General features: G+C 54.9%; 11 protein-coding genes. 9 read left to right on the top strand and 2 right to left on the bottom strand.

The features are described 5' to 3' along the window. Positions 1–65: 65 nt before the first annotated feature. From AABB29_RS06570 to radC, 4 genes are all read left to right on the top strand, one after another. Positions 66–884, top strand: a complete 819-nt coding sequence (locus tag AABB29_RS06570) for an ABC transporter permease (protein WP_341367695.1) — start codon at positions 66–68, stop codon at positions 882–884. Positions 885–1109: 225 nt separating this feature from the next. Then, entirely contained in the window at positions 1110–3020 is a 1911-nt protein-coding gene (gene dnaK / locus AABB29_RS06565; protein ID WP_341367696.1) for a molecular chaperone DnaK, read from the top strand. 76 nt (positions 3021–3096) lie between these two features. Then, complete coding sequence (gene dnaJ / locus AABB29_RS06560; protein ID WP_341367697.1) at positions 3097–4239, top strand: molecular chaperone DnaJ; 1143 nt, start codon at positions 3097–3099, stop codon at positions 4237–4239. Between the two features lie 44 nt (positions 4240–4283). Then, on the top strand, positions 4284–5045 hold the full coding sequence (gene radC / locus AABB29_RS06555) for a DNA repair protein RadC (protein WP_341367698.1): 762 nt from the start codon (positions 4284–4286) through the stop codon (positions 5043–5045). Here the strand turns inward: radC and AABB29_RS06550 are convergent. Beyond that, the gene (locus AABB29_RS06550; RefSeq protein ID WP_341367699.1) at positions 5042–6031 is read right to left on the bottom strand and encodes a hypothetical protein; all 990 of its coding nucleotides are present in this window, start codon (positions 6029–6031) and stop codon (positions 5042–5044) included. The two genes, radC and AABB29_RS06550, sit on opposite strands and share 4 nt — an antisense overlap. Positions 6032–6098: 67 nt before the next feature. Next, entirely contained in the window at positions 6099–8798 is a 2700-nt protein-coding gene (gene secA / locus AABB29_RS06545; RefSeq protein WP_341367700.1) for a preprotein translocase subunit SecA, read from the bottom strand. 194 nt (positions 8799–8992) lie between these two features. Here secA and AABB29_RS06540 point away from each other — a divergent pair, with 194 nt between their 5' ends. The 5 genes from AABB29_RS06540 (at position 8993) to AABB29_RS06520 (ending at position 12822) form a co-directional block, all read left to right on the top strand. Beyond that, positions 8993–9838, top strand: coding sequence for a peptidylprolyl isomerase (locus AABB29_RS06540; RefSeq protein ID WP_341367701.1), 846 nt, complete (start codon positions 8993–8995; stop codon positions 9836–9838). 6 nt (positions 9839–9844) lie between these two features. Further along, entirely contained in the window at positions 9845–11059 is a 1215-nt protein-coding gene (gene argJ, locus AABB29_RS06535) for a bifunctional glutamate N-acetyltransferase/amino-acid acetyltransferase ArgJ (RefSeq protein WP_373636837.1), read from the top strand. After that, positions 11056–11454 carry an 8-oxo-dGTP diphosphatase MutT gene (gene mutT / locus AABB29_RS06530; RefSeq protein WP_341367703.1) on the top strand — a complete coding sequence of 133 codons (399 nt, stop codon included), beginning with the start codon at positions 11056–11058 and terminating at the stop codon, positions 11452–11454. The genes argJ and mutT overlap by 4 nt, the downstream gene beginning before the upstream one ends. 86 nt (positions 11455–11540) lie before the next feature. Further along, positions 11541–12428, top strand: coding sequence for a hypothetical protein (locus AABB29_RS06525; RefSeq protein ID WP_341367704.1), 888 nt, complete (start codon positions 11541–11543; stop codon positions 12426–12428). Between the two features lie 100 nt (positions 12429–12528). Further along, positions 12529–12822: a hypothetical protein gene (locus AABB29_RS06520; RefSeq protein WP_341367705.1), complete on the top strand. Its 294-nt coding sequence runs from the start codon at positions 12529–12531 to the stop codon at positions 12820–12822.

The following is a 12822-nucleotide window of genomic DNA, read 5'->3' as shown; positions in this document are numbered from 1 at the left end:
TCCTCCGTCAAGCGATCATCAAGAAGTTCATGCTAGGCAGGCGCTGGCAAAACTGAAAGCAACGAATGTTCCAACCTGAAACAAGCAGACGCCCCAGCAGCGTCTTCACGATGGCAGAGGTGATCTATCACACCTGTGTCCGAAAGCTGCGTCAGGAACATCGCAATGCGGTAGTGGGGCTGATCCTCAGCGTAATGCAAGTGCTTGTCATGGTTGGTGCCTTCTTGATCATGTTCATGGTGCTGGGGATGCGCAGCTCTCCGATTAGGGGGGATTTTCTGCTCTACATCATGACCGGCATCTTTATGTACATGACCCATATTCGGGCGCTGTCGGCCGTGGCTGCTGCTGCGGGACCGGCATCGCCTATGATGCTGCATGCGCCGATGAATACGATTGTAGCTGTAATAGCATCGGCGATAGCTTCTCTTTATCAGCAGTTTCTCGCGCTCTGCATTATCCTGACAGTTTATCACATCGCCTTCACACCCATCACGATCTACAATCCAAAGGGGGCCTTCGCGATGATGCTGCTCGCCTGGTTCACAGGGATTGGGGTCGGGCTGATTTTTCGGGCTATTGTGCCCTGGATGCCCGATTTGGCGCCGCTTATTCGCAGGCTTTACATCAGGATCAATGTCATCGCTTCGGGTAAAATGTTTGTCGTGAACCTGCTACCGGCATCGATGGTTGCGTTGTTCGACTGGAACCCCCTGTTCCACATCATCGATCAGGTCAGGGGTTTCGTCTTCCTCCATTACTCCCCGTTTGTGACCTCAATTACATACCCGATCTATGTTGGAATCGGATTGTTGATGATCGGATTGATGGGCGAATTCTACACACGGGGCAAAGTATCCAAAAGTTGGTCAGCAGGGCGATAAGGTGGCCAAAAGGCCGCTTTGCTGGCCAAACGATCAAGCTTCCGCAAAAAACAGGCCAAGTTTACCATTTTGCTGTTGATCCTATGGTTGCAGGCCCCAAATCGCATCCCTATATACGCCAAGATCGTTGCGCTGGGTGAGACCCATGCGCAAAAACATGTAACTGGTGCGGGTGCCTTATTGGGTCCGCGCTGCTCAAACCGCCTAACTAGAGGGATTTGAAAAATGGCCAAAGTTATTGGTATCGACCTGGGAACCACGAACTCCTGTATCGCCATCATGGATGGCTCAAAGCCACGGGTCATCGAGAACGCCGAAGGCGCGCGGACAACGCCATCAATCGTGGCATTCACCGATGAAGAGCGTCTTGTCGGGCAGCCTGCAAAACGTCAGGCGGTAACGAACCCGGAAAACACAATCTTTGCTGTGAAGCGTCTGATCGGCCGCCGGTTCGATGACAAGGACCTTGCCAAAGACAAAAAGAACATGCCTTTCGCTGTTGTCGACGGCGGCAACGGGGATGCATGGGTCGAATCCAAGGGTGAGAAATACTCCCCTAGCCAGATCTCGGCCTTCATCCTCGGCAAAATGAAAGAAACTGCCGAAACATATCTCGGCGAAGATGTGACCCAAGCGGTCATCACAGTCCCAGCCTACTTCAACGACGCGCAGCGCCAGGCGACGAAAGACGCCGGTAAGATTGCTGGCCTCGAAGTGCTGCGGATTATCAACGAGCCGACAGCTGCTGCGCTGGCCTATGGTCTGGATAAAAAAGACAGCAAGACAATCGCGGTCTATGACCTTGGTGGTGGTACATTCGATGTGACCATCCTGGAAATCGATGATGGATTGTTCGAAGTGAAATCCACCAACGGGGACACGTTCCTAGGTGGTGAAGACTTTGATATGCGCATCGTGACCTATCTGGCTGACGAGTTCAAAAAAGAGAACTCCGTCGACCTGACGAAAGACAAGATGGCCCTGCAGCGTCTGAAAGAAGCCGCTGAAAAAGCCAAGATCGAACTGTCATCTTCGTCCAGCACGGAAATCAACCAACCCTTCATCTCGATGGGGTCTGACGGTCAGCCGTTGCACATGGTGATGAAACTGACACGCGCCAAGCTGGAAAGCCTTGTCGGTGATCTGATCAAAGCATCAATGAAGCCATGTCAGGCCGCGATCAAAGACGCTGGTTTGTCCACATCAGACATCGACGAAGTTGTTCTGGTTGGTGGGATGACCCGGATGCCAAAGGTCCGCGAAGAAGTCGCGAAATTCTTCGGCAAAGACCCCCATCAGGGCGTGAACCCAGATGAAGTGGTCGCCATGGGCGCGGCCATTCAGGCCGGTGTTCTGCAAGGTGATGTGAAAGACGTTGTTCTGCTGGACGTCACGCCATTGTCGCTGGGTATCGAAACTCTGGGCGGTGTCTTTACCCGTCTGATCGACCGGAACACAACAATCCCGACGAAAAAGTCTCAGGTCTTCTCAACCGCCGAAGACAACCAGAATGCCGTGACATTGCGCGTGTTCCAGGGTGAGCGCGAAATGGCCGCAGACAACAAAATGCTCGGTCAGTTCAACCTCGAAGACATCCCGCCAGCACCGCGCGGCATGCCGCAGATTGAGGTGACATTCGACATTGACGCCAACGGCATCGTCGAAGTGGGCGCCAAAGACAAAGGCACCGGCAAAGAGCAGAAAATCACCATCCAAGCCTCTGGTGGCCTGTCAGATGACGACATCGAAGCAATGGTGAAAGACGCCGAAGAAAACGCCGAGGCCGATAAGGACCGTCGCGAGCTTGTCGATGCAACAAACCAGGCCGAAAGCCTGATCCATTCGACTGAAAAATCGATGGAAGAGCATGCGGATAAGGTCGATCCAACCACGATCGAAGCGATTGAGCTGGCAATTGCCGCGCTGAAAGACGACCTGGAAGGCGACGACCTGAAAGCCGAGAAAATCAAATCCGGCATTCAAAACGTCACCGAAGCTGCCATGAAACTGGGCGAAGCGATCTACAAGGCGCAGCAAGAAGCTGAAGGCGAAGCAGAGCCTGACGCACCTGCAGCAGATGACGACATCCTCGATGCGGATTTCGAAGATCTGGATGACGACAAGCGCGGTGAATAAGGCGCACAGCCTTTAGGAAATTGACCGGCCCGCGCTGAGGGCCGGTCTTTTCCATTCCCAAGGGGGAAAAGTAATCATGGCAAAACGTGACTATTATGATGTTCTTGGCGTCCCCAAAGGGGCGGACGCTGCGGCAATCAAAAAAGGCTACCGCCAGAAGGCAAAAGAACTGCATCCGGACCGGAATTCAGACAATCCTGACGCAGAAGCGCAGTTCAAGGAAGCCAACGAAGCTTACGAAGTCCTGAAAGACGCAAACAAAAAGGCAGCCTATGACCGCTATGGTCACGCGGCCTTTGAAAACGGCATGGGCGGCGGCGGTGGCGGCCAACGTGGCCAAGGCGATTTCGGAAGCGCGTTCTCAGACGTATTCGACGATCTATTCGGCGATTTCATGGGCGGTGGACGCGGCGGCGGACGGCGCGGTGGTCCGCAACGTGGCAACGACCTTCGCTATAATCTGCGGATCAAACTGGAAGACGCATTCAGCGGGATGCAAAAGACCATCACGGTCCCAACGGCGGTGGCTTGCGGGTCATGCAATGGTACCGGCGCGGAGGGCGGCTCTGAACCACAAACCTGCCCAACCTGCAACGGCATGGGCAAGGTGCGCGCGCAGCAGGGTTTTTTCACTGTCGAACGCACCTGCCCGACCTGTAACGGCATGGGGCAGACCATCAAGAACCCTTGTCAGAGCTGCAACGGTCAAGGCCGCGTTGAAAAAGAGAAATCGCTATCCGTAAACATCCCCGCAGGGGTGGAAACCGGTACACGGATTCGGCTCGCTGGCGAGGGCGAAGCAGGCATGCGTGGCGGGCCCACGGGTGACCTGTACATCTTCATAGAAGTAAACGACCACGCGCTCTTTGAACGGGAAAATACAAATCTGTTCTGCCGGGTGCCGGTATCAATCGCGACCGCTGCGCTGGGCGGCGAAATTGAGGTGCCAACGATCGATGGCGGACGCAGCAGGGTGAAAGTACCCGAAGGGTCCCAATCCGGCCGGCAAATGCGGTTGCGCGGCAAAGGAATGCCTGCACTGCGCGGTGGCTCTGCAGGCGACATGTTCATCGAACTTGCCGTCGAAACCCCGGTAAAGCTGACGGCACGCCAACGCGAGATCCTCAAAGAATTTGATCAACTTAGCGAAGACAATAACCCACAAGGGTCCAGCTTCTTCCAGTCGGTCAAAAGCTTCTGGGACTCGATGAAAGGCTAACTGCCTTAACCATGCAGTAACCTTGATATCGGCAATCTGGGATCATGTCTCAGTTTGCCGAATCCCGGTCACTATTTGCAGATAGCGACGATGTGCTTCGCGTGACGCCCGTTCCCAGCGGTCGCACACCATCTTACATGCGCGACCATCGTAAACGGTTGCGCGAACGGTTCATGCAAGGCGGGGCAACGGCTGTGCCCGATTATGAACTACTGGAACTGATCCTGTTCCGCGCCATCCCGCGGCAGGATGTCAAACCGCTAGCGCGTAGGCTGATCGACCGTTTTGGTGATTTCAACAGGGTGCTATCGGCATCAACTGGGCAGCTGAAGCAGGTGGATGGGGTTGGCGACGCTGTTGTAATTGAACTGAAGGTCGTCGAAGCTGCGGCGCACCGGCTGGCCCGCGCCAAGATCATGCAGCGGCACGTCGTTTCAAGCTGGGATGCCTTGCTGGATTACTGCCACACGACGATGGCACATCGCGACACCGAACAATTCCGCATCCTATTCCTGGATACAAAAAACGTACTGATCGCGGATGAAGAACAGGCCAAGGGAACCTTGGATCACGTGCCCGTCTATCCCCGCGAAGTCGTCAAACGGGCGTTAGAGCTTAACGCGGCCTCGTTGATTCTTGTGCATAATCATCCCTCAGGTGATCCAACACCGTCAGACGCCGATATACAAATGACCCGGCAAATATCATCCGCCGCCGCCAGCTTGGGTCTAACGGTGCATGATCATTTAATCATTGGGAAATCCTGCGAACTCAGCTTTCGGGCGCATGGCCTGTTAAGCAATTAATGCGAGGTGAGGGTGCCGCCCTGAAAATGATCAGGGAGGATCGCAACTTCACCAACGGCTGAACAATCCGGCAACGCAGCAGCCAATCCATGGGAAACTACGGATTCACCAGCACGCGATTCGATCACAATCGTATCCACTTCGCGGCCGCAATTCTGTTCTGTGACCGCAACACCAATTTGCAACACCGTATCCGCAACGGCTTTACCGCGCCCCGCGGGATACGTGTAAATCTCGGCCAAGTATGGCAAATCGACATTCACCGACCCCAAACGGGTCACAAATCCATGCGTCCCAGCAATTGCGTCACTGGCCGAATGCATCGATGCAGACCAAACATGATCAGGATCACCAATGGACGCACCTGCCTCAAGTGCATGAAGTTGCAAGTTATACCGCCCTGCCCATTGTAAAACGGTACGATCGTAGAGGCGCATATCAGGGACCTCAAGCGCGGTGCGCGCATGCTCAACATTCTCAAAGAGCACCGAAAATTCAGCATTCACCGCGAGGGCTGGAACCAGGAAATCAGCAGTCCCACTACTATCCGTCCGCGCCGTGATCTGCAGACCTTCATGGCGCAAAACAAGATCCTGATCAGCGGTACAAGGCGCAGAAAGGGTCAACGAAACCATTGCGGCTGGTGCGGCTGTGGCATCCAATGTCGCCGCGCATCCCTCAATTGGTGTGGCCAGAATAGTACCCATCTGCGGCACCGCAAATTCAGTGTAGACAATATCAACGGCAACAACCGCTTGGACATTCTGGGCATGCGGTAATGGGGTCGTGACAACATCTGGCACGCCAAAGACGGCTTCCCCCTGCGCATTGGTCGACATCATCAAGGTACGCACAGCGCTACGGTCTACAGTTGGGGCAGTGTCTTCGGATGTAGCCGGATCGACGCCAAGCTGCATGACAAGGCCAACGCCAAGCGCGACAGCCAGCGTCTTTGCAGCGGTTTTTAACGTGCTGATACGCGACATCCCCATCTCCGCGACATTACCAGTGAGCAACCGATAGTGAAAAACGGTGGCCCAATTATGTCAGAGTTCAGGCCAGACGCCCATGGCAATGTTTGAATTTTTTGCCAGATCCACAAGGACAAGGATCATTGCGGCCCGGATTGCCCCATGTGCTAGGGTCATTTTCATCAAATCCCTCGCGGGCTTGTCCCGGCTGTGGCGCAGCAATCTGCTCTGCAGCAACCTGTGCAGCGGCAGCTGCCTGCTGCTGACGAAGCTGGGCGATCATGCGCTCTTGTTCTTCCTGAGACATGGGTCGGATCTGCGACAGCTTTGCCGTCACATCGGATCGCAGACCATCCAACATACGTTCAAACAGCTGGAAGCCTTCGGTCTTATATTCGTTCAGCGGGTCACGTTGGGCATAGCTTCGGAAGCCAACGACCGAACGCAGATGCTCCAGCGTCAATAGATGTTCACGCCATTTCGTATCAATGGTCTGCAACAACAGCTGCTTTTCCACGCTGCGCATTGTCGTTTCACCAAAGGCTTCGGCCTTCTCTGCCATGAATGCATCTGCGGCATCTTCAAGACGTTCGCGAATGTCATCGTCATCAACACCCTCTTCCGCAGCCCAATCTTTGACCGGTACATCGATGCCAAGGGTTTCCATCACAGCGGTCTGAAGACCTTCTGTATCCCATTGGTCGGCATAGGTTTTTGGCGGCATGAAGTCAGCAACCAGATCATCAATCACCTGGTCACGCATATCCTTGGCGACATCCGACAAATCCTGGGCTTCCATGATTTCGCGGCGCTGTGAAAAGATCACCTTCCGCTGATCGTTCATCACATCATCGAATTTCAGCAACTGCTTACGGATATCAAAGTTGCGGCCTTCTACCTTGGCCTGAGCGCGTTCCAGCGATTTGTTCACCCATGGATGCACAATCGCTTCGCCCTCTTTCATGCCCAAAGTCGACAGAACTTTATCAAGCCGGTCGGATCCGAAAATCCGCATCAGATCATCTTCCAACGAAAGGAAGAAAGCGGAACGGCCCGGGTCACCTTGACGGCCAGACCGGCCGCGAAGCTGGTTGTCGATACGGCGGCTCTCATGGCGTTCGGTTGCCAAAACAAACAACCCACCGGCGGCTTTGACCTTTTCCTTCTCTTCAGCAACTTCGGCGCCAATCGCTTCGCGCAGCGCCTCGGGATCGGCGTCCGGATCAGCGGCCAAAGCCTGCAAAACGCGCATTTCCACATTGCCGCCCAGCTGAATATCGGTCCCGCGACCAGCCATATTGGTGGCGATAGTCACGGCATTCAGCTTACCAGCATCTGCGATAATCTGGGCTTCTTGCTCATGCTGACGGGCGTTCAACACGTTGTAAGTGATGTTTTCGGCAGCCAGAAGATTGGCCAGATATTCGGATTTCTCAATCGATGTCGTCCCTACAAGGATAGGCTGACCCATTGCGTGGGCTTCCTTGATCTCATGAACAATGCCATCGAATTTTTCGCGCGCGGTACGGTAAACCTGATCATCCTCGTCAATCCGCGCAACCGGACGGTTCGTCGGCACTTCGACAACGCCGAGACCATAAATCTCTTGGAATTCATCGGCTTCGGTGGCCGCTGTACCGGTCATACCACCCAGTTTTTCATAAAGCCGGAAATAGTTCTGGAAGGTCACCGAGGCCATGGTCACGTTCTCGGCCTTGATCGAAACGCCTTCCTTGGCCTCAAGCGCCTGATGCAGACCATCAGACAAGCGGCGACCAGCCATCATACGGCCCGTGAATTCATCAATCAGAACAACCTGATCGTCACGGACGATATAGTCTTTATCCTTCACAAACAGCTTATGGGCACGCAGGGCCTGATTGACGTGATGGACCAAAGTCGCGCTTTCAGGATCGTATAGTGTCTGTCCTTCGGGCAACAATTCAGCTTCTGCAAGCTTCTGCTCCAGAAAGTCATTGCCTTCATCGGTAAAGGTAACCTGCCGGCTCTTTTCATCCAGCGTGTAATGCGACTCGTCAATTGTCGGAACAACCTTATCAATCGCAGCATACATTTCGCTCCGATCTTGGGCGGGGCCCGAGATAATCAGCGGCGTCCGCGCCTCGTCGATCAGGATACTGTCAACCTCATCGACAATGGCAAAATGGTGGGGGCGCTGGAACATTTGATCCAGCTCAGATTTCATATTGTCCCGCAGATAGTCAAAACCCAGCTCGTTATTGGTGGCGTAGGTCACATCACATGCGTAGGCGGTTTTCTTCTCTTCGGCGGGCTGCTGCGGCACGACAACACCCGTGGTCATGCCAAGGGCGGCGTACACCTTGCTCATCCATTCAGCGTCGCGGCGAGCCAGATAATCGTTCACGGTGACGATATGCACGCCCTTGCCCGTCAGCGCATTCAGATAGGCCGGGAAGGTCGCAACGAGGGTTTTCCCCTCACCGGTTTTCATCTCAGAGATATTGCCCTGATGCAAAAAAATGCCGCCCATCAACTGTGTGTCAAAGGCGCGCAAACCAAGGGCGCGCTTTGCAGCTTCACGGCAATTGGCAAACGCCTCGGGCAAAAGCGCATCAAGACTTTCGCCGCCCATGGCGCGGGTCGCCAGTTCTTCGGTTTTGTCTTTGATGCCTTCGTCGGTCAGCGCCTCGAACTCTGGCTCAAGCGCGTTGATTTTCTCAACAAGCGGACGGACGGTTTTCACCTTGCGGTCATTCGCGGTGCCAAAGACCTTTTTGGCGATCGTTCCGATACCCAGCATATTCACTCCGGCGGCGCGTCTGCGCCTGTCTGACATCTATTTGAGAGGAGGTCGCTTGTAGCCACGTTACAGGCCACATAGAAAGGGCCAAGATTAGCGTAAAATGGCCCCCTCGAGCCTGTCCAAGGGATGTAAGGGGCCGGATATGCAGTGTCAACGCCGTGGGCTTCCACGGCCTATCAAGGGAACGTTTAATGCTGAAACATGTTACATTTTTGGGGGCGGCGGCGACCGCGCTTGTGATGTCATCTGCGGCAACCGCGCAGGATGTGTCTGCGGCGACAGTTGTGGCCAAAGTGGGTGACACCGAAATCACATTGGGCGAGATGATCGTCGCGCGCTCGCAATTGCCGCAGCAATTTGCCCAAATGCCGAACGAGCTGTTGTTTGGCGGCATTGTTGACCAATTGATCCAACAGCAGCTTTTGGCAGATTCAGTCGAAACGCCCCCAGGCCGGATTGACTACATCCTGACCAATGAACGCCGCTCCATGCTGGCCGCCGATGTCGTCACACAAATCGCCGAAACATCCGTGACCGAAGACATGGTAATCGCCGCCTATGAAGAACGCTATGCCGATGCGGAAGAGCTTCCCGAATTTCGCGCATCACATCTTCTTGTCGAAACCGAGGAAGAGGCCATCGCCGCGAAGGCTCGGATCGATGAAGGTGCCGCATTTGCTGATGTCGCGCGTGACGTATCCACTGGGCCAACGGGGCCAAGCGGCGGTGATCTGGGCTGGTTCGGCGAAGGCGCCATGGTGCCCGAGTTTGAAAACGCGATAACCTCGCTTGAGGTCGGCGGTGTATCCGACCCATTTGAAACGCAGTTTGGCTGGCATGTGGCGACATTGGTGGAAACACGTGCCAAACCGCAACCAACGCTTGATGAAACACGTCGGCAGATCGCAGCTGAATTGCAAGAACTTGCCGTGACCGAACGTTTAGAGGCCTTGGCCGCAGATGCTGTCATCGAACGGCCCGAGGAAGGCGCGTTTGACGTCAATCTGCTCGATCAGATCGAACTTCTGGATCAATAGGCAACTATGACGATTTCTCCTCTTGCTCCGGCGGGTTTTCCAGACCTGCCGGTTATCGATGGTATCACCTTCGCTGCGGCAGCGGCCGGGGTGCATTATGCCGGGCGTGATGATGTGATGCTTGCGGCGCTTGCGCCCGGCAGCACGATTGCCGGGGTGTTCACACGCTCGGCAACACGGTCGGCAAATGTGCTGGATTGTCAGGCGAAATTAGGGGCGGATCCGGTCGGACCTGCGGCAATTATCGTGAATTCTGGCAACTCCAACGCATTCACCGGCAAGTATGGGGATGGCAGCGTCAAAGCGATCTGTGGGGCAGTCTCGGATGCTTTGCAAATCGACGAGCGTCGAATCTTCACCGCGTCAACCGGCGTGATTGGCGAACGGCTGCCGCATGACCGGATCGTCGGTAAGATGCAGGAATTGGCTGCGAATCTTGCACCAGATTCGATCACTGACGCCGCCAAGGCAATCATGACAACCGACACGTTCCCAAAGGGCGCTGGCGCGTCGGTGGATATCAACGGTCAAACGGTCAAGATCGCAGGCATCGCCAAGGGCTCAGGTATGATTGCGCCAGATATGGCAACGATGCTGGTCTATATATTTACGGACGCCAAGATCGAGCAACCGACGTTGCAAGCGTTGGTATCTGGCCACAACGCCAAGACCTTCAACTGCATTACCGTGGATAGTGACACGTCGACATCAGACACACTGATCGCGGCAGCAACCGGGGCGTCCGGCGTCGATGTGGGCGGAAACAGCGATTTTGCCCAGGCACTGCATAATGTGATGCTGGACTTGGCGCATCAGGTCGTCCGCGACGGCGAAGGCGCCACGAAATTTGTGACCGTGAACGTTTCTGGCGGGCAAAGCGACAGTGACGCGCATAAAGTGGCGTTATCCATAGCCAACTCACCGCTTGTGAAAACCGCCATTGCGGGGGAAGACGCCAATTGGGGCCGGGTGGTAATGGCGGTCGGGAAATCCGGCGCCGCCGCAGATCGGGATAAACTCAATATCAAATTCGGAGACATCACCGTCGCCGAAAATGGCTGGCGGGCACCGGACTATTCGGAAGACGCGACCAGCGCCTATATGAAGAACGACGAACTCAGCATCAGCGTCGATCTGGGTATCGGTGCAGGGAAAAGCACCGTTTGGACCTGCGATTTGACCCATGGCTATATCAGCATCAACGCGGATTACCGGTCATGAAAACGGTTTTGGTCTCAGCGGTGGCGTTGATTGATCCCGATGGAAGGGTGCTTCTGGCACAGCGTCCGGCGGGAAAATCCATGGCCGGGCTTTGGGAATTCCCAGGCGGGAAAATCGAAGCCGGGGAAACGCCCGAGGCAGCATTGATCCGCGAATTACAAGAAGAACTTGGCATCGACACATGGGCATCCTGTTTGGCACCCCTGACATTCGCCAGCCACTCTTACGACGATTTCCACCTGCTGATGCCGCTTTTTGCCTGCCGCAAATGGGAAGGCATCCCGCAATCGCGTGAAGGACAGGCGCTGAAATGGGTGCGGGCGAGTGCATTGCGGGACTACCCAATGCCCGCAGCGGACATCCCGCTAATTCCAATCCTGCGCGATTGGCTTTAAAAACGCGCGCTGTCTTGCTCGGACCCTGAACTGACGTCTAATGTTGCTGCAGCGATGAAAACGCTAAAAGAAGACGGAAACATCCTATGAGAAAAATTGCCCTGGTCGTGGCCGCGATAGGCGGGATCATCGTCTTACTGACTGCGATGCTAGCGGTCGACACCTACTTGACCCCGGATCGTAGATCCGAGACACGCGCCGCCATCAACGATACGTTGAATGAGCAAGCTGAGGAATATGCCGAAAGACGCGAAGACGGTTGCACGCGTCGCTGTGGATTCTTCGGGTCAATCGCAACTATGGTAACAGGGATGCGCGACGGGATCTTCCTTTCGCTGCCATTCGAACCCGAAGACGTACTGCCAGCCCCGCCGCAGGGTTGGACGGCCGAACCATTCGACATCACTGCGCTTGAAACCATTGTCGGCCATGAAATACGGCGCACAGCACTATACACTAACCCGTCGAACGAACTGCTCCAGTATTTTGAAGAGGTCGCGGCTGCACGCAAATCAGGCGGAGTTAGGGTTTACCGGCAGGACGATAAGATCATGGCGGTTGGCGTGATGTTGTCGCGCGATGGGCTGCGCGCGGCCAAAGGCGGAATCACATCAACACCGCAAGAGGCCGAAAACATCTTTGCATTCCTTGACGGGCTAGCGGTCATAGACCACCCAGAAATCAGCGAAGAGGCCGATCAGGCTGAAACAACGCCAGTCACCTATCGACACTTATCAATGAACATGGACGGGCAGGTTGAAATTACATTTCTTACGCTTGCCGAAGATGAAGACATTGTGCGGCTCCTACAGCAGTTGGACATGATGGCGATTGTTCAGGATTTGCCACACATACCGGCAAGCTATGCTGTCGGGACAGGGGTGATCGTACCGGAACCGGCTGAGGAAGCTGAGGAAGCTGAGGAAGCTGAGGAAGCTGAGGAAGCTGAGGAAGCTGAGGAAGCTGAGGAATAGATCGCTTACAGCATATCGGATGACCAGAGATAATTGGGCATAGGTGATTTGTCGTAATTCTGTTACACTTCTGTGTATCGGAAAAAGACGACGGTCAAAAATGACAAGAATACGTACCCTATTCGCCGGCCTTTGCATCGCCATTCCGCAAACTGGGCAGGCGCAATTCACCGATCTGTTCTGCGATGACACGACCAGGTTGCATGACCAGCTTCAAACCGTAAATGGGGCAACACCACAGGCCAGCGGCATCAGGGACCCCGATGCGATGATCCAAATCTGGATCGTGCCATCCAGTGGGGATTGGACCATCGTACAAAACTACGCCAATGGAACGTCATGCGTGCTGGCGATGGGCGAGTATTGGGAAAACTACGGCCAAGAACCGGTATAG

The sequence above is a fragment of the Yoonia sp. BS5-3 genome (assembly GCF_038069655.2).
GTDB classification, from domain to species: Bacteria; Pseudomonadota; Alphaproteobacteria; order Rhodobacterales; family Rhodobacteraceae; genus Yoonia; species Yoonia phaeophyticola.
Note: the sequence above shows the minus strand (reverse complement) of the source record. Positions and strands in the feature narration are given on the sequence as shown.

Bases quoted from the DNA above. Each gene is read 5' to 3' on its own strand.
- dnaJ (WP_341367697.1), top strand. From the start codon at position 3,097: ATGGCAAAACGTGACTATTATGATGTTCTTGGCGTCCCCAAAGGGGCG.
- radC (WP_341367698.1), top strand. From the start codon at position 4,284: ATGTCTCAGTTTGCCGAATCCCGGTCACTATTTGCAGATAGCGACGAT.
- AABB29_RS06570 (WP_341367695.1), top strand. From the start codon at position 66: ATGTTCCAACCTGAAACAAGCAGACGCCCCAGCAGCGTCTTCACGATG.
- AABB29_RS06525 (WP_341367704.1), top strand. From the start codon at position 11,541: ATGAGAAAAATTGCCCTGGTCGTGGCCGCGATAGGCGGGATCATCGTC.
- AABB29_RS06550 (WP_341367699.1), bottom strand. From the start codon at position 6,031: ATGTCGCGTATCAGCACGTTAAAAACCGCTGCAAAGACGCTGGCTGTC.
- dnaK (WP_341367696.1), top strand. From the start codon at position 1,110: ATGGCCAAAGTTATTGGTATCGACCTGGGAACCACGAACTCCTGTATC.
- AABB29_RS06520 (WP_341367705.1), top strand. From the start codon at position 12,529: ATGACAAGAATACGTACCCTATTCGCCGGCCTTTGCATCGCCATTCCG.
- AABB29_RS06540 (WP_341367701.1), top strand. From the start codon at position 8,993: ATGCTGAAACATGTTACATTTTTGGGGGCGGCGGCGACCGCGCTTGTG.
- secA (WP_341367700.1), bottom strand. From the start codon at position 8,798: ATGCTGGGTATCGGAACGATCGCCAAAAAGGTCTTTGGCACCGCGAAT.
- argJ (WP_373636837.1), top strand. From the start codon at position 9,845: ATGACGATTTCTCCTCTTGCTCCGGCGGGTTTTCCAGACCTGCCGGTT.
- mutT (WP_341367703.1), top strand. From the start codon at position 11,056: ATGAAAACGGTTTTGGTCTCAGCGGTGGCGTTGATTGATCCCGATGGA.